At 68.4% G+C, this 16,570-nt stretch carries 15 protein-coding genes; 10 read left to right on the forward strand and 5 right to left on the reverse strand.

Annotated elements, in window-relative coordinates:
- The first annotated feature begins 7 nt into the window (after window positions 1-7).
- The 5 genes from yidC (at window position 8) to DEJ04_RS00865 (ending at window position 4,076) form a co-directional block, all read left to right on the forward strand.
- Window positions 8-976 carry a membrane protein insertase YidC gene (yidC, locus tag DEJ04_RS00845; RefSeq protein ID WP_111045691.1) on the forward strand — a complete coding sequence of 323 codons (969 nt, stop codon included), beginning with the start codon at window positions 8-10 and terminating at the stop codon, window positions 974-976.
- Complete coding sequence (locus DEJ04_RS00850) at window positions 977-1,477, forward strand: R3H domain-containing nucleic acid-binding protein (protein ID WP_110863687.1); 501 nt, start codon at window positions 977-979, stop codon at window positions 1,475-1,477.
- Window positions 1,474-2,133, forward strand: a complete 660-nt coding sequence (gene rsmG / locus DEJ04_RS00855) for a 16S rRNA (guanine(527)-N(7))-methyltransferase RsmG (RefSeq protein ID WP_111045692.1) — start codon at window positions 1,474-1,476, stop codon at window positions 2,131-2,133. Before DEJ04_RS00850 ends, rsmG begins: the two co-directional genes overlap by 4 nt.
- 81 nt (window positions 2,134-2,214) lie before the next feature.
- A complete protein-coding gene (locus tag DEJ04_RS00860; RefSeq protein WP_309148007.1) occupies window positions 2,215-3,108 on the forward strand; it encodes a ParA family protein in 894 nt (297 codons plus the stop codon).
- Window positions 3,108-4,076, forward strand: coding sequence for a ParB/RepB/Spo0J family partition protein (locus DEJ04_RS00865; RefSeq protein ID WP_111045694.1), 969 nt, complete (start codon window positions 3,108-3,110; stop codon window positions 4,074-4,076). The genes DEJ04_RS00860 and DEJ04_RS00865 overlap by 1 nt, the downstream gene beginning before the upstream one ends.
- Before the next feature lie 575 nt (window positions 4,077-4,651).
- Here DEJ04_RS00865 and DEJ04_RS00870 read toward each other — a convergent pair.
- The 5 genes from DEJ04_RS00870 to DEJ04_RS18585 all read right to left on the reverse strand — a co-directional run bounded on the left by DEJ04_RS00870 (window position 4,652) and on the right by DEJ04_RS18585 (window position 12,773).
- Window positions 4,652-5,614: a D-alanine--D-alanine ligase gene (locus DEJ04_RS00870; protein ID WP_111045703.1), complete on the reverse strand. Its 963-nt coding sequence runs from the start codon at window positions 5,612-5,614 to the stop codon at window positions 4,652-4,654.
- A 60-nt stretch (window positions 5,615-5,674) separates the two neighbouring features.
- Entirely contained in the window at window positions 5,675-6,979 is a 1,305-nt protein-coding gene (locus DEJ04_RS00875; protein ID WP_071404124.1) for a PLP-dependent aminotransferase family protein, read from the reverse strand.
- Between the two features lie 150 nt (window positions 6,980-7,129).
- Window positions 7,130-7,456: a thioredoxin gene (gene trxA, locus DEJ04_RS00880; protein ID WP_017887828.1), complete on the reverse strand. Its 327-nt coding sequence runs from the start codon at window positions 7,454-7,456 to the stop codon at window positions 7,130-7,132.
- A gap of 66 nt (window positions 7,457-7,522) precedes the next feature.
- Complete coding sequence (gene trxB, locus DEJ04_RS00885; RefSeq protein WP_111045705.1) at window positions 7,523-8,521, reverse strand: thioredoxin-disulfide reductase; 999 nt, start codon at window positions 8,519-8,521, stop codon at window positions 7,523-7,525.
- 94 nt (window positions 8,522-8,615) lie between these two features.
- Window positions 8,616-12,773: a DUF6049 family protein gene (locus DEJ04_RS18585; RefSeq protein WP_220035537.1), complete on the reverse strand. Its 4,158-nt coding sequence runs from the start codon at window positions 12,771-12,773 to the stop codon at window positions 8,616-8,618.
- A 133-nt stretch (window positions 12,774-12,906) separates the two neighbouring features.
- On the opposite strand from DEJ04_RS18585, the gene DEJ04_RS00895 reads away from it, so the two are divergent.
- The 5 genes from DEJ04_RS00895 to rplI all read left to right on the forward strand — a co-directional run bounded on the left by DEJ04_RS00895 (window position 12,907) and on the right by rplI (window position 16,289).
- On the forward strand, window positions 12,907-14,346 hold the full coding sequence (locus DEJ04_RS00895) for a CCA tRNA nucleotidyltransferase (protein ID WP_111029095.1): 1,440 nt from the start codon (window positions 12,907-12,909) through the stop codon (window positions 14,344-14,346).
- A 211-nt stretch (window positions 14,347-14,557) separates the two neighbouring features.
- Complete coding sequence (rpsF, locus tag DEJ04_RS00900) at window positions 14,558-14,941, forward strand: 30S ribosomal protein S6 (protein ID WP_027466903.1); 384 nt, start codon at window positions 14,558-14,560, stop codon at window positions 14,939-14,941.
- Window positions 14,942-14,944: 3 nt separating this feature from the next.
- Window positions 14,945-15,514 (forward strand): single-stranded DNA-binding protein, encoded by a 570-nt coding sequence (locus DEJ04_RS00905; RefSeq protein WP_111038694.1) that lies wholly within the window; start codon window positions 14,945-14,947, stop codon window positions 15,512-15,514.
- Window positions 15,515-15,564: 50 nt separating this feature from the next.
- Entirely contained in the window at window positions 15,565-15,822 is a 258-nt protein-coding gene (gene rpsR / locus DEJ04_RS00910; protein ID WP_017887834.1) for a 30S ribosomal protein S18, read from the forward strand.
- A gap of 14 nt (window positions 15,823-15,836) precedes the next feature.
- Window positions 15,837-16,289, forward strand: a complete 453-nt coding sequence (rplI, locus tag DEJ04_RS00915) for a 50S ribosomal protein L9 (RefSeq protein WP_027466901.1) — start codon at window positions 15,837-15,839, stop codon at window positions 16,287-16,289.
- Window positions 16,290-16,570: the final 281 nt, after the last annotated feature.

Below are 16,570 nucleotides of genomic sequence, written 5' to 3' on the forward strand. Positions count from 1 at the left end.
CGTCCCCATGGACATCATCGGATTCGTCCTCTGGCCGCTCAAATGGGTGGTCTCGGCCATCCTCGTCGGCTTCCACTGGATCTTCGAGAGCATCGGCATGGACCCGAACGAGGGCATCACGTGGGTGCTCTCGATCATCTTCCTGACGTTCGTGGTGCGCGCAGCGCTGATCCCGATCTTCGTCCGGCAGATCAAGTCGCAGCGCCGCATGCTCGAGGTCGCGCCGCAGCTCAAGAAGATCCAGGACAAGTACAAGGGCAAGAAGGACCAGTTCTCGCGTGAGGCCATGAGCCGCGAGACGATGGCGCTCTACAAGGAGACCGGGACCAACCCGCTCAGCTCCTGCCTGCCGCTGCTGCTGCAGATGCCGATCTTCTTCTCGCTGTACTCGGTGCTCCACGAGGCCCAGATCAACAAGACGGGCATCGGCCTGCTGACGAACGACCTCGCGGGGTCGTTCGGCAACGCGGCCCTGTTCGGCGCTCCGCTGCACGAGACCTTCACGAACGCCTCCGGGTGGGAGGTCCGTGCGATCGCGGGCTTCATGATCGTCGTGATGACGGCGTCGCAGTTCATCACGCAGCTGCAGCTCGTCGCCAAGAACATGTCGCCGGAGACCAAGGAGTCTCCGATGTACCGCCAGCAGAAGATGATGCTGTACATCCTCCCGCTGGTCTTCGTGATCTCGGGTCTGAGCTTCCCCCTCGGGGTCATGTTCTACTGGCTGGCCTCGAACCTCTGGACGATGGCGCAGCAGTACTTCGTCATCCGCAGCATGCCGACCCCCGGCTCCGAAGCCGCTCTGGCTCGTGAAGCCCGCCTGGCCAAGAAGGCACAGCGTCGCGGGACCGCCACCCCGGTCCTGGCCGAGGCCGGTGCCGGTGCCGGTGCGACGGAGATCGAGCCCGTGCGCGTCACCACCCAGCGTCAGCAGCCGGTCGGCAAGCAGCGCCAGAAGAAGAACGGGAAGAAGTAAGTGACCGAGCAGGACACCGCAGGCGCCGTCGAGACGACGGAGACCGAGACCGAGGACGCCCGCGACGAGGCGGACATCGCAGCGGACTACATCGAGGAGCTCCTCGACATCTGCGACCTCGACGGCGACATCGAGATCGAGGAACGCGCCGGTCGGGTGTACCTGTCCGTCACCGATGACGGCGAGGCACTCCGCGTGCTGTCGAAGCCCGACACCGTGACGGCGCTGCAGGAGCTCACCCGGATCGCCGTGCAGGCCGAGACCGGCGAGTTCAGCCGGCTCATCCTCGACGTCGGTGGCTCGCGGGACGCCCGTGCTGACGAGCTCCAGCGGCTCGTGGACACCGCTGTCGAGCGCATCGAAGCCGGTTCGTCGTCGGCTGCGCTCCCCCCGATGTCGTCCTACGAACGCAAGCTCGTGCACGATCTGGTCGCTGAGAAGGGCTTCCACTCGGAGTCCGAGGGTGAGGGTCGGGACCGCCACACGGTCGTCACCCGATGACGGACGCACCCGTCCCGACCGAGGCAGCACCGGTGCTCGAGTCTGAGCCCACGGCGGCTGCAGCACTCTTCGGTGACCAGATCGAGGTTGCGCGCTCGTTCACCAACGAGCTCGCTCGGCGGGGCGAGGAGCTGGGCCTGATCGGCCCGATCGAGTTGCCTCGCCTCTGGACGCGACACATCCTCAATTCTGCGTTGCTCGCACCCCTCCTGGAGGCCCGGGGTCGCGTTGCCGACGTCGGCTCGGGAGCAGGGTTGCCGGGTCTCGTGCTCGCGATCGCCCGTCCGGACGTCGAGTTCGTCCTCATCGAGCCGATGGAGCGCCGGACGGATTGGCTTCGCAGTGAGTCTGATCGGCTCGGCCTGCAGAACGTCACGGTGCTCCGTGGCCGTGCTGAGGACGTAGCGGACGACGTCGTGGTCGACCAGGTCACCGCACGTGCCGTCAGCGCCCTGTCGAAGCTCATCCCTCTCACCGTGCCGCTGGTTCGCTCCGGCGGCCAGCTCATCCTGATGAAGGGTGCGCGGGTCGACGAAGAGATCGAGAAGGCCCGCAAGGTCATCCTTCGGAAGCGCCTCTCTGATGTCGAGGTGCTCGAGCTCGGAGAAGGTGTGGTCGACGAGACCACCCGCGTCTTCCGGGCTACAGTTGACTGACGCTGCGGCTCGGGCCGGGTCATCCGGCCGCCAGTGGCTCCGCGTTCCACGTGAAACATCGAACCGGGGAAGAGGCACTCGTTGAGTTCATCGACCGACTACGACGCGTCGACACCGCTCGCTCGCGAGATCGCCGACCTGAATCGCCGCCGGCGCGCGATCGCCACGCAGCAGTTCCCGCTCCCTTCTGAGACACGGATCATCACCGTCTCCAACCAGAAGGGTGGCGTCGGCAAGACGACGACGACCGTCAACCTGGCCGCAGGCCTCGCCCATGGCGGCGCTCGTGTCCTCGTCATCGACTTGGACCCGCAGGGCAATGCCTCGACCGCGCTGGGTGTCGATCACCAGGCCGAGGTCGCGAGCATCTACGACGTGATCGTCGACGAGGCACCCATGGCCGACACCGTGCAGGCCTCCCCCGAGTCGGACACCCTCTGGTGTGTGCCGGCCACCATTCACCTCGCCGGCGCCGAGATCGAGCTCGTGTCACTGGTGGCACGTGAGCAGCGTCTCCGGACCGCGCTCGACATGTACCTGCAGTCGCTGGACGAGCCGTACCACTACGTCTTCATCGACTGCCCGCCGTCTCTGGGCCTGTTGACGATCAACGCCTTCGTTGCCGCGCAAGAGGTGCTCATCCCGATCCAGTGCGAGTACTACGCGCTCGAGGGACTGAGCCAGCTGCTGCGGAACATCGAGTTGATCGAGCGACACCTCAACCCGAGCCTCCGGGTCTCCACGATCCTGCTGACCATGTACGACGGCCGCACGAACCTGGCGAACCAGGTGGCGAACGACGTGCGGGAGCACTTCGGTGACCAGGTACTCAAGGCGATGATCCCCCGCTCCGTCCGCGTGAGCGAAGCACCGAGCTACGGCCAGAGCGTCGTCGCGTATGACGTGAACTCCACCGGGTCGCTGTCCTACCTGGAAGCGGCCGCCGAGATCGCAGCACGAGGAGCGAAGCACTGATGGCACCGAAGCGAACCGGACTCGGCCGAGGCATCGGCGCCCTGATCCCGACGGCGACCGATCAGCAGGACCGTCCCGTCGACGTGTTCTTCCCGACCGGTGGCTCGCCGGCATCCGCTCCGACGGCGGACGAGCTGGTGGCCGTGCCGGGGGCTCGTCTCGCAAACCTCAATCCGCTGGACGTGATCCCGAACGCGCAACAGCCGCGGAAGGAGTTCCGCGAGGAGGAGCTCCAGGAGCTCGTTCACTCGATCCGCGAGATCGGTGTCCTGCAGCCCATCGTCGTCCGGCCGATCCCCGGCGCGACGGGCACCGAGCCCCAGTACGAGCTCATCATGGGTGAGCGTCGTCTGCGGGCCACGAAGGAACTGGGCCTGAGCACGATCCCGGCGATCGTGAAGGACACCCCCGACGACGCGATGCTGCGCGACGCGCTGCTGGAGAACCTCCACCGGGCGCAGCTCAACCCCTTGGAAGAGGCATCGGCGTACCAGCAGCTCCTCGCGGACTTCGGGATCACCCAGGAACAGCTCGGACAGCGCATCGGTCGATCGCGCCCGCAGATCACGAACACGATCCGACTCCTGCGGCTCCCCTCCCCCGTGCAGCGGCGAGTGGCCGCAGGCGTGCTCTCTGCCGGACACGCTCGTGCCATCCTCGCTGCTCCGGACGCCGAGGCGATGGAGTACCTGGCCGAGAAGATCGTCAACGAGGACCTGTCCGTTCGTGCTGCTGAGGCGATCGCGCAGCAGCTGTCAGCCAAGACGCCCGCAACGAAGCCGAAGCCCGAACCGTCGAAGCGTCAGGCACACTTCAACGATCTCGCTGAACGGCTCGGTGATCGCTTGAACACGCGGGTGAAGATCGCAGTCGGTGCTCGCAAGAGCTCCGTCACGATCGACTTCGCGAACGGCGACGACCTCAACCGGATCCTCGGTGAGCTCGGGGTAGGGGACCTCGAGGGCTGAACCAGCCTGTGCGCGGCGTTGTGCGGCGCTGTGAGCCCCTGCGACGGTCGGGCTGCGGTCGGCGCACCTGCGACTCAATCCGGCAGCTCTGGTGGCAACACAGCGTGCCCGACGCGGCTGCTCCAGCAGTGAGGGTGGTTGGCCTCAGGTGAGATGGTGGCGACGTGACCACCATCGGCTCGCCCTTCATACCAGCGATCCGAGGGACGTTCTTCCGAGCGGTCGACCCGAGGTTCCGTGAGTTCGCTCTCGAGGGATCGCGTTCCGCCAGCCGCGACTGCAGAGCGGACGATCCGACGCGCTACCTCGGATTGCCAGTTGAGGGAGTCGAAGCTTCGATGCTTGCGAACAAGGGCGTGCGTGCGGTAGCGAAACGTGGAGATTGACGTCAAGGCCTCTCCGATCGTCTGTTCACGCGGTTCGGGCGCCTCGGGGCCCGCCGAACGCGCCGGGCGCCAACACCGGCGCTGAGTGAGGATCCTCATGGCGAGATGTTCCACGTGGAACACCTCGCCTCGCGAAGCAGGGAAGTCACTCAATGCCGTCGTTCCACGTGGAACATCGGTCGGCACCGATCAGGCGCGGTGATCCCGGATGGCCTGCTCGGCGAGCTCGGCGTAGGTCCAACCGAGGTCGAACCCCGACGCGGACAGCGCCTGCGGCAGCAGTGACGTCTCGGTGAGCCCGGGGAGCACGTTCGCCTCGAGGAACCAGGGCGTCCCAGCCCCGTCGATGATCAGGTCGACGCGGGACAGATGCCGGAGTCCCAGAGCTACGTGCGCGGCGACCGCAGCCTCCGAGGCTGCTCCGGCGAACTCGTCGGACAGTCGTGCGGGGGTGTAGAAGGTCGTCTCCCCCGCGTTGTAGCGCGCTTCGAAGCCGTAAATACCGTTGCGCGGCACGATCTCCACGGCGGACAGCGCCACGGGGCCGTCTCCGGTGTCGATGATCCCCACGGCGACCTCGGTGCCACGGATGAGCTGCTCGACCACGACGTCGTCGCAGTACGTGTACGCCGTCACCATGGCCCGGGGCAGGTCCTTGACGTCATCGACGAGGGTCACGCCCTGCGCACTTCCGCCGCGCGCCGGCTTCACGGCGAGCGGTACCGGGTGCTCGGTCGCGATGGCCTCGAGGACACCGACAGCGCCGAGCTCGCGGAACACGTCGTGGGAGAGCGTCACCGATCGAGGGGTACGGACGCCGGCGCGGGCGACCAGCGCTGACGCCGTGGGCTTGTCCCATGCCAACCGGGCCGACGTCGAACGTGAGCCGACGAACGGGATGTCCACGGCCTCCAGGATGCCCCGCAGGGCGCCGTCCTCACCGGAGGCGCCGTGCAGTGCCGGCCACACGACGTCCGGGCGTGATTCGGTGAGTGCCGGCAGGAGCATCGCGTCGGCGTCGCGCAGGTCGACCTGCCAGCCGTAGCCGGTCAGTGAGTCGGCGACCCGACGACCGGAGCGGAGGGAGACATCGCGTTCGTGCGAGATGCCTCCGGCGACGACGACGACGTGACGACGGGTGAGCTCGGCCATGCGGGGTCCTCCGGTGTGGAACTGCGGTGCTGTGCGATCAGTACCGAGGAAAAGCGCTGATCAGGAGATGTTCGGGGGCGGTGCGCTGACGGACGACGTCTCGCGGACCACGGTGTTCGGGCGGGTCGTCGGGCCGAACGTCTCGATGAGTTCGAGTTCGTCGTTGACGACGTTGGCGAGTCGCTTGACGCCCACCCGGATCTGCTCGGGCGTCGGGTAGCAGAACGACAGGCGGATGTGTCCGCCTCCGCGTCCGTCGGCGTAGAAGGCCGTGCCGGGCGTGTAGGCCACGAGCTCCTTGACCGCGCGCGGCAGCATGCCCTTGGAGTCGAGTGACTCGGGCAGGGTCAGCCACACGAAGAAGCCACCGTTCGGCTTCGTCCAGGACAGGTCGGGCAGGAACTCCCCCAGTGCGGACAGCATGGCGTCACGGCGCTCGGCGTAGATGCCCCGGAAGGTGTCGACCTGACCCTTCCAGTCCGCGGCGTCGAGGTACGCGTTCACGACGTACTGGCCGAAGGAGTTCGGCGCGAGCACGGCCGATTCGTTGGCGAGCACGAGCTTCTCGCGGATGGCGTGCGGCGCGAGCGCCCAGCCGACGCGGAACCCGGGTGCGAGGGTCTTCGAGAAGGAGCCGAGGTACACCACGCCCTCTTCGTCGATCGATCGGATCGCCTGCGGCGCGGGCTCGTCGAACCAGAGGAGCCCGTACGGGTTGTCCTCGAGCACGAGGATGTTGTTCGACCGGCAGATGTCGAGCACCTCGATGCGGCGCTCGCGGCTCATGGTGACGCCGGCGGGGTTGTGGAAGTTCGGGATCGTGTAGAGGAACTTGATCCGCTTGCCCTGGGTGCGGAGGTTCGCGATCGCCTCGCGCAGCGCCTCGGGGACGAGACCGAGCTCGTCCGTCGTGACGTGCACCGTCTCGGCCTGGTACGACCGGAAGACCCCGATCGCGCCGACGTACGACGGCGACTCGGCGAGCACGACGTCACCCGGATCGATGAAGAGCCGTGTGACGAGGTCGAGGGCGTGCTGCGAGCCCGTGGTGACCACGACGTCCTCGGCGCTGGCACGGATGCCCTCGAGGCTCATGACGTCCACGATGTGCTCGCGGAGGGAGCGCAGGCCCTGTCCGCCGCCGTACTGGAGCGCCATGGCGGAGTGCTCGTTCATGACACGGTCCAGAGAGCCCGTGACGAGCTCTCTGGGGAGCGCGGAGACGAACGGCATGCCGCCGGCCAGCGAGACCACTTCGGGGCGCGAGGCGACGGCGAACAGGGCTCGGACCTCGGAGGCGCTCAGCCCGGCGGTGCGCTGGGCGTAGGAGTCGTACCAGGGGTCGAGGCTGTTGCCGTTCGTCATCGAGTGCTCCGTTCAGTGGGACATTCCCGCCACACTACGACATCGGCCCGGGGAACCAGGGTTCCGCGACGGGGCCGATCGTCATCCGGTGGCTCCGGACGAGAACGGCCCCGCTCTCCGGGGAGAGCGGGGCCGTTCGGGTGGGGCGACCTACGCGAGGAACTCGGCGAGGTCGGCCTCGAGCGCGGGCTTCGGCTTGGCGCCGATGACGGTCTTGACGACCTCGCCGCCCTTGAAGACCTTCATCGCCGGGATCGACGTGATCTGGTAGTTCATGGCCGACTGGGGGTTGTCGTCCACGTTGAGCTTCACGATCTCGATCTTGCCGGCGTGCTCTTCGGCGATCTGGTCGAGGATCGGCGAGACCGCGCGACACGGGCCACACCACTCGGCCCAGAAGTCGACGAGGATCGTCTTGTCGGACTTGAGGACCTCGTCCGAGAAGGTGGCGTCGGTGACAGCCTTGGCGTTGGACATGTGTGCTCCTTCGAGAAGTCGTTCAGGGGGTACAACGGCGATGCCGTCGTGGTATTCCGAGGCGGGTCAGGCCCGGGCGGCGATGACGTCGACCATGGCGGGCTCGGTCGGGGCGACGCCCTCGGCCTCGTCCGTCAGTGCGTCGTCGAGCTCGGCGAGGTACTTCTCGGCGTCGAGCGCGGCGACTGTGCCCGAACCGGCAGCCGTGATGGCCTGACGGTAGGACGGGTCGATGACGTCACCGGCGGCGAAGACACCCGGCAGGTTGGTCTTCGACGAACGGCCCTGGACGGCGATCGTGCCCTCGGGCGCGATGTCGATCTGGCCGTGGATCAGGTGCGTGCGCGGGTCGTTGCCGATCGCGATGAACAGGCCGTCCAGCGCGAGCTCGGACTCCTCGCCCGTCATGGTGTCCTTGAGCGTGACGCCCTCGACCGCGGAGTCACCCGTGATGCCGGTGACCTCCTTGTTCCACGCGAACTCGATCTTCGGGTCGTTCATCGCGCGGTCCTGCATGATCTTCGACGCACGCAGGGAGTCCTTGCGGTGGATGACCGTCACCTTGTCGGCGAAGCGGGTGAGGAACGTCGCCTCTTCCATCGCGGAGTCGCCACCACCGACGACGGCGATGTTCTTCTGCCGGAAGAAGAAGCCGTCGCAGGTCGCGCACCACGAGACACCGTGGCCGGACAGACGCTCTTCGTCGGGGAGGCCGAGGTGACGGTACGCCGAGCCGGTGGCGTAGATGACCGCGAGGGCCTCGTACGTCTCGCCGGAGCCGACGGTGACCTTCTTGACCTTGCCGGTGAGGTCGACGGAGACGGCGTCGTCGTACAGGACCTCGGCACCGAACTTCTCGGCCTGTTCCTGCATCTTGATCATGAGGTCGGGGCCCTGGATCCCTTCGGGGAAGCCCGGGAAGTTCTCGACCTCGGTCGTCTTGGTGAGTTCACCGCCCGTCTCGACACTGGAGGCGACGATGAGCGGCTTGAGCTCTGCGCGCGCTGCGTAGATGCCGGCGGTGAACCCGGCCGGGCCGGAACCGATGATGATGAGCTGGCGCATGCCTGATTGCCCTTCCGTTGCGTCTGACCGGGTCAACCCATCGTACCGGCGAGGCATTCCACACGCCCCGTGAGCGTGCGGTGCGCGGCTGGGATCAGCGGCCGAGCTTGCTGCGGAGCATCCGGACGGCGTTGCCGATCTCGCCGTTCTTCGCGACGACGAGGGCTCCGAAGTACACGGCTGCCATCACCGCGCCGGCGAGGACGAGGGTGATGGCCGCTCCGGTGAAGTCGGCCATCGCGAAGCCGCTCGCCGAGAACGACCCGAAGAAGTTCACGACGAGGAGTCCCACGACGCCCGCGATGAGCGCGGCGATGACGAACTGCACGTGCGAACGGGTGACCACGGGTCCTTCGATGCCACCGAGCCGCTTGCGGACGAGCACCAGGGCGACGATCGTCTGCGCGGTGCCCGCGAGGGTGGTGCACGCTGCGATCGCGACGCCGATCGCCTCGTTCGGGAGCGTGCTGACCGCGAGGGCACCGATCACGAACAGCACCGACTGGACGCACTGCATGAGGAACGGCGTCCGGTGGTCGTGCATCGCCCAGAAGACGCGCTGGATGATGAACAACATGCTGAAGAGCACGAGCCCCGGCATGTAGGCCAGCAGGACCGCGCCGATCGACAGCGCCCCGTCGAAGGTGTTGGAGAACATGCGTCCGAACGGCACGGCGACGACCATCAGCGCGATCGAGGCGAAGACGGTGAACAGTCCGACGATCCGCAGCGAGAGCGACAGGTTCTTCCGCACAGCGTCGAGGTCGCCGCGTTCCGCGTCGTGGCTCATCCGTGTGAAGTACGCCGTCGCGATGGAGACCGTGATGATCGAGTGCGGCAGCATGAAGAGCAGCCAGGCGTTCTGCAGCACCGCGTTGCCCGCGGCACCGGAACCCAGCGATGCGACGCGCGACTGCACGATGCCGGCCAGCTGGGTGACGAGGATCATCGCGAAGAGCCACCCGGCCGCCGTGCCCGTGGACTTCAGGCCGACGCCGCGCCAGCGGAAGTCAGGTCGGAAGCTCAGGCCAGCCCGGCGCCAGAAGAACGGCAGGAAGGCGGCCTGAGCGAGCACGCCCAGGGTTGCACTGCCGGCGAGGACGGCGATCTTGAGCGGAGTCCAGTCGTCGACGCCGGAGTTCGCGGCCCTGCCGCCGAACATGGCGATGAAGACGACGAGCCCGGCGATCGAGATGACGTTGTTGATGAGCGGCGCCCACGTGAACGGGCCGAAGACCTGCTTCGCGTTGAGGACCTCGCCGAGCAGGGAGTACATCGCGTAGAAGAGGATCTGCGGCAGGCACCAGAACGCGAACGCCACTGCGAGGTCGATCTGACCGGGCGTGAACCCCTTGCCCTCGCCTGACGCGGTCTGCGCGTACACCTGCACGAGCAGTGGGGCGATCAGGGTCGCGACGACGGCGATGACGATGAACAGGGATCCGCCGAGCGTCACGATCTTGTTGACGTAGGCCGTGCCACCGTCGGTGTGCTGCTTCATCGCACGCACGATCTGTGGGATGAGCACGGCGGACAACAGGCCACCCGCGATCAGCGCGTAGATGTTGTTCGGGAGCTGGTTGGACACCGCGAACGCATCCGCCGCCGGCGACTGCGTCTGCCCGATCGCGTACGCCAGCACGAAGGTCTTCGCGAAGCCGAGGATGCGCGACAGCATCGTGCCGGCGGCCAGCATCGCGCTCGCCCGGCCGAGGCTGCGCTCGGCGACCGGCTCGGCGTCGACGTCGGGCTGGGGCTGGCTGGTGCTGATGGTCGGCTCCTCGGGGTCGCGGTCGTCCGCGACGGTGTTGCGTGCGGCGTCGGACGGGAGGCGCGGCTCGGCTCCGGCACGCGCGATGGCGTCCTGCAGGAGGCTCTGGTCCACCGCCGCGGTCGTCTCTGCAGCCGGCGCTGCAGCCGGGGCCGCGGCCGCCACTCCGGTGGCCGCGCCGGCCGTGGACGCGGCCACGCTGGGTGCGGGGGCCGCTCCGGAGCGGCGATCCGTGCCTCCAGGCCGGGTGGTGGACGCCTGCGCGCCCCCGACCGTCGGCTGGACCGCAAGGGGGCGGTTCGGGTCGTCGTCGTCCTCGTCGTCGAGTTCACCGTTGCGGCGGCGGATGCGCTTGCGGATGCTGCGGAAGATGCCGAAGCCGAAGATGCCGATCAGGGCGATCGCGGCGGCCGCGGTGATGACCGTCTCCCATTGCGCCTGCACGTTCAGCTCGACGGTCGCGGGCTCGGCCACGGCGACGCCGGTCGGGCTCGAGAGCGACATCGTCAACTCGACCTTGCCGTTCGCGACCGACTGCACGGGGACGGTCGCGCGGGTGGAGGAGTCGGGCTGGATCTCGACGACGATGTCGTTGCGGACCACCCGCAGCGCCGAGTTGGACGGTTGCACGGACAGGTGCACCGTGACCGGGTAGTCGGAGCTGTTGCGGATGGACACCGGCAGGGACGACCGGTCGCCGAGCAGGGTGAGGCTGCTCGAGTCGACGATGCCGACCTCGGTGGTGCTCTTCGCCCAGGCGGCCGTTCGGGCCTCCACCGCGGCGGCGAGGCCCTGGTCGTCGTCGCGCCACGCGTTCGAGGCGAGCGCGAGCAGACGGAGCCGAGCCGGGGCGGTCAGCTGGTTCGGGTCGCCGAGGATCGTCGCGAACGCGGAGAGCCCCTGTTCCCCCCGCACGAGTCGCTGCAGCTGGTCGATGCGGGCCTCGCCGGTGGACGCGCTGGCGAGCGTGAGCGACCCGGCGACGGCCTTCGAGGCGGTGGAGAGGTCGGCCGGGGCGACCCAGGCGGTGCTCTCGAGGGCGTCCAGCGCCTGGCTGAGCCGGGTGGAGTCGGACGGCCACTCGCGCCCGAGGGTCAGCAGGATCGGCCCCGTGGCGGTGGCGGCACGGGCCGAGGTCGCCAGTGTCGCGGTGAGCTCGGACATCGTCGACGACCAGGTCTGCCGGTCGGTGGCGCCGGCGGCTCGGCGGAGCATCGACGACATCGACTGGTCGGAGACGAGCACGTGGTCGTCGCCGATCTTCTCGGACGCGGTGATGGTGGTGTCCGCGCCGGCCGAGGTGTTGCCGCTCGAGACGATGGTGGTCTTCGTGCCGGCACGCTCGAGGGCGGGCAGGTCGGCGGAGGACACCGTCCCCTCGGTCGGCCAGGCGATCGAGTCCATCGAGTACGGGAAGTCGAGCAGGGAGTCCGTGGTCGGCAGCGTCTCCTGCGCCTGGTCGGCACCGTCGTCGGTCGTGGTGCCGTCGCTCGCGGCCTCGGTGGGGGCCGGTGACGAGGTCTGCCCCGGTGTGGCCGTCGGAGTCGGTGCCGGGGTCTCGGCGCCGGGGAAGTTCTCGGACTTGACGGACTGGTCGAGGGAGATCGGCGCCAGGATGCCGTCGGACCCGGCCTGGCGCAGGCCGGTGACGTCGGCGTCGGCGTAGGGCAGCGCGAAGGTCTCGTTGCGCAGTGCTTCGAGACGCTGCAGCCAGGTGATCGCGCTCGACGGGGCGTTGTCGCCGAGGATCCGGATCGAGGCGATGATCCGCGGGTCGACGGCCACGGCGACGTTGTGGTCCTCGGCGGCGTCGAGCTGCTGCGTGAGCGTGCCGTCGACCGAGGTCGCGGCAGCGAGCACGGGCGCGGTGAGGATGCCGTCGGTCGACTTCGGCACGGTGATCGGCATCGCGACGGAAACGCTGACCGGGGCCTGTTCGAAGTCCGGGTACCAGGTGATGGCGGAGCGGTCGACGGCGAAGGCGTCGCCCGCCGTGTACTCGGCCGCGATGCGGCGGGCGCCGAACGAGGAGTACCCGCCGAGCGCCACGTTGCCGGAGACGATCTCGACCGAGTCGATGGTGATGGAACGGTGCGCCGGGATCGCCGGGATGTCCACAGAGTCCATCGGGGCGCCGAGGTAACCGGTCGTGGTGGTGTCGCCGAGCCAGCTCGCCAGGACGTCGCGCGTGCTCACCGAGCGGAAGATGTCGAACTCCGCGGTGCCGGCCGGCAGCGCCGCGTCGGTGTCGTTCGTGACGGTGACCGACAGGGTGAGGTCCTGGTCGCGCTGGACGACGCCACGGTTCGCGGGGGCGATCGAGATGGTCGCCTTGCCCGCGTCTGCGGCGGCCGGATCGGCGACGTGGCTCTTGGCTGCGGACACCGTGGCGGCCGAGGCGTGATCGGTGGCGACGGGCGCGACGACCAGGCCGAGCGCGACGAGGGTCGACGCGGCTGCGGCGAGCGTGGTGCGGAGCATCTGCATACGGGGAGCGGGCCACGGGGTCGGTTCGGGCCGAGCACGAGTGTATGAGGCGCGACCATGAACAGGTCCCGTGCGCGCGCGGCTTGTGGAGAACTCGGGGCCTCGATCTGGGAGGATGAGCACCGTCATGCAGTCCGTTGCCCAGGCCGTCGAACGACTCGACGCACTCGCCACCACCGAGCCCGTCGACCTCCTCGCTCGGGCCTTCGCCGACGCCGGACACGAACTCGCCCTCGTCGGCGGCCCCGTCCGTGACGCGTTCCTCGGCCGTCCGGTGACCGATCTGGACTTCACCACCGACGCCCGGCCGGACGAGATCCTGCGGATCGTCGAACCCATCGCGAGTGCCACCTGGGACGTCGGTCGTCAGTTCGGAACCATCGCCGCGCGGGTCGCCGGCGAGCAGGTCGAGATCACCACGTACCGCAGCGACGTCTACGACGGCGAGACCCGCAAGCCCGAGGTCGCGTTCGGCGACACCATCGAGGACGACCTGCTCCGTCGCGACTTCACCGTCAACGCGATGGCCCTGCGGCTGCCGGACCGCGAGCTCGTCGACGTGCACGGCGGCGTCGAGGACCTGCTCGCCGCACGGCTCCGGACGCCCCAGACCGCGGTCGTCTCGTTCCGCGACGACCCCCTGCGGATGATGCGCGCCGCACGGTTCACCTCCCAACTGGGCTTCACCGTCGACGACGACGTGCGGGCCGCGATGCAGGAACTCGTCGCATCGATCGACATCGTGTCCGCCGAGCGGGTCCGCGACGAGCTCGTCAAGCTGCTCAACACGGACGACCCGGTCCCCGGCCTCCGGCTGCTCGTCGAGACCGGCCTCGCCGAGCGGTTCCTGCCCGAGCTGCCCGAGATGCGGCTCGAGGTCGACGAGCACCACCACCACAAGGACGTCTACGAGCACTCCCTCACCGTGCTCGAGCAGGCCATCGGGTACGAGGCCGAGCGGCACGCCGGCGATCCCCCGGACACCGTGCTCCGGCTCGCGGCGCTGCTGCACGACATCGGCAAACCCGCGACGCGCAAGCTCGAGCCCGGCGGCGCCGTGAGCTTCCACCACCACGACCTGGTCGGTTCCAAGATGGCGAAGAAGCGACTCCGTGCGCTCCGCTTCGACAACGACACCATCGCCGCGGTGTCCCGCCTGATCGAGCTGCACCTGCGCTTCTTCGGGTACACCGAGGGCGCCTGGACCGACTCCGCCGTCCGCCGCTACGTCCGCGACGCCGGACCGCAGCTCGAACGGCTGCACGAGCTCACCCGTTCGGACGTCACCACCCGCAACCGCCGCAAGGCCGACCGGCTGGCGTTCGCCTACGACGACCTCGAGGACCGCATCAAGGTGCTGTCCAAGCAGGAGGAGCTCGAGTCGATCCGCCCGGACCTGACCGGCGACGACATCATGCGGATCCTCGACATCCCGCCGGGGCGTGCCGTGGGCGAGGCCTACCGGTTCCTGCTCGAGGCCCGGATGGACGAAGGGCCCCTCGGACCGGAGACGGCCGAGGAGCGCCTGCGCGAGTGGTGGGGCGCCCGAGGCGACACCAGCGCCTGAGGCGACACCAGCGCCTGAGGCGACGCGGCGCCTGAGACGCGACCGCCTGACGGGCGGGACCGCTCTCCACAGGCCGGTGGCGCGCCTCCAGGCAGTCCGGTAGGCTACCCAGGTTGCCCCTCGCGCACCTGCGTGGTCTGGGGCACATGCATCAACCCTCCTGCCCCGGGAACCGCCCGGGGCCGCTGAGACCAGAGGAGGTGGGTTCCGCATGCACCAGTACGAACTGATGGCGATCCTCGACCCCGAGATCGATGAGCGCACCGTCGCTCCCAGCCTGGACAAGTTCCTGGCCGTGATCCGCAACGCGGGTGGCACCGTCGACAACGTGGACGTCTGGGGCCGTCGCCGGCTCGCTTACGAGATCGCGAAGAAGTCCGAGGGCATCTACGCCGTCGTCGACTTCACGTCGTCGCCCGAGGCCGCCAAGGAGCTCGACCGTCAGCTCGGTCTCTCCGAGGCCGTGCTCCGCACGAAGGTCCTCCGCGCTGAAGAGGGCATCGCGCAGGTCGCCGCCCAGAAGCAGCGTGACGAGGCTCGCGCGGCCCGCAAGGCCGCCAACGCCTCCGCAACCGCGACCGCGAGCGCCGAGTAACCCGTGGCCGGCGAAACCGTCATCACGGTGGTGGGCAACCTCACCGCGGACCCCGAGCTGCGGTACACGCAGAACGGGCTCGCCGTGGCGAACTTCACCATCGCGTCGACCCCTCGCACGTTCGACCGTCAGGCGAACGAGTGGAAGGACGGCGATGCGCTGTTCCTCCGCGCGAGTGTGTGGCGCGAGTTCGCCGAGCACGTGGCGGGGTCGCTGACGAAGGGCTCGCGCGTCATCGCGCAGGGTCGTCTGCGTCAGCGTTCCTACCAGGACCGTGAGGGCCAGCAGCGCACGAGCATCGAGCTCGAGGTCGACGAGATCGGCCCGTCGCTCCGCTACGCGACCGCACAGATCACCCGCGCAGCGGGTGGCAGTGGCGGCGGTCGTGGCCAGGTCGGCGGTGGCGGCAGCGCCCCCGCGGGCAACGGCGGCGGCAACTGGAACAACAACGGTGGCGGTCAGTCGGACGCGCCCTGGTCTCCCCAGGGCGGCCAGCAGGGTGGCGGCAACGCACAGTCGAACGACGTGTGGAGCACCCCCGGCGGCAACTTCGACGACGAGACCCCGTTCTGATCCTCAGCGTTCCGACGGACACACAACTTTTCTTCTAAGGACAAATCACTATGGCTGGAAAGAGCACCGGCGACCGCCGGAAGCCTCGCGGCAAGGGCGGCAAGAACGCTGCTCCCGCGAAGTCGATCAAGGTCGGCGTCATCGACTACAAGGACGTTGCGACCCTTCGCAAGTTCATCTCGGAGCGTGGAAAGATCCGCGCCCGTCGCATCACCGGCGTCTCCGTCCAGGAGCAGCGCCTCATCGCCCGTGCCGTGAAGAACGCCCGTGAGATGGCGCTCCTCCCCTACGCCGGCTCCGGCCGCTGATCGGAGGTCGACACATGTCGAAGCTCATCCTCACCCACGAGGTCTCCGGCCTCGGTTCCGCTGGTGACGTCGTCGACGTCAAGAACGGCTACGCCCGCAACTACCTCATCCCCCAGGGCTTCGCTGTCGCGTGGTCCAAGGGCGGCGAGAAGCAGGTCGAGTCGATCCGTGCCGCGCGTACCGCGCGCGAGCTCGCCACCATCGAAGAGGCACAGGACCTCAAGATGAAGCTCGAGAACGCGACCATCACCCTGTCGGTCAAGGCCGGCAAGGACGGTCGTCTGTTCGGCTCCGTCCGTCCGGGCGACGTCGCTGACGCCGTCCAGGCGCAGGGCGTCGGCTCGCTCGACAAGCGCAAGGTCGAGGTCCCCGCGACCATCAAGACCGTCGGTGACCACGAGGCCACCGTGCGCCTGCGCGAGGACATCACTGCAGTGATCTCGCTCAAGGTCGTCGCTGCCAAGTAGCACTGACGTTCCGCTCCACGACGGGCGGGTCTCCTCCGGGAGGCCCGCCCGTCGTTGCGTTCCGGGGGCGGTCGCGCGGCTTGTCCCACGGCTGTCGCCGACGTGGTCACGGGCCTGGAGGCGCGGCTCGACTCGGGCTGGCTGGTTACGGTTCAGACGGGGTCGCGCTGGCTGGGAACAGGCCGAGAACTCTTCCCACAGGAGGGGTCCTTGTCAAGTCGTTTTACACAGTGGAAACGTGTCAAATCGGAACCTTCAAGGGGTACTTGAACCCCACTTTT

Origin of the sequence: Curtobacterium sp. MCLR17_044 (assembly GCF_003234435.1) — a bacterium.
Taxonomy (GTDB): Bacteria; Actinomycetota; Actinomycetes; order Actinomycetales; family Microbacteriaceae; genus Curtobacterium; species Curtobacterium flaccumfaciens.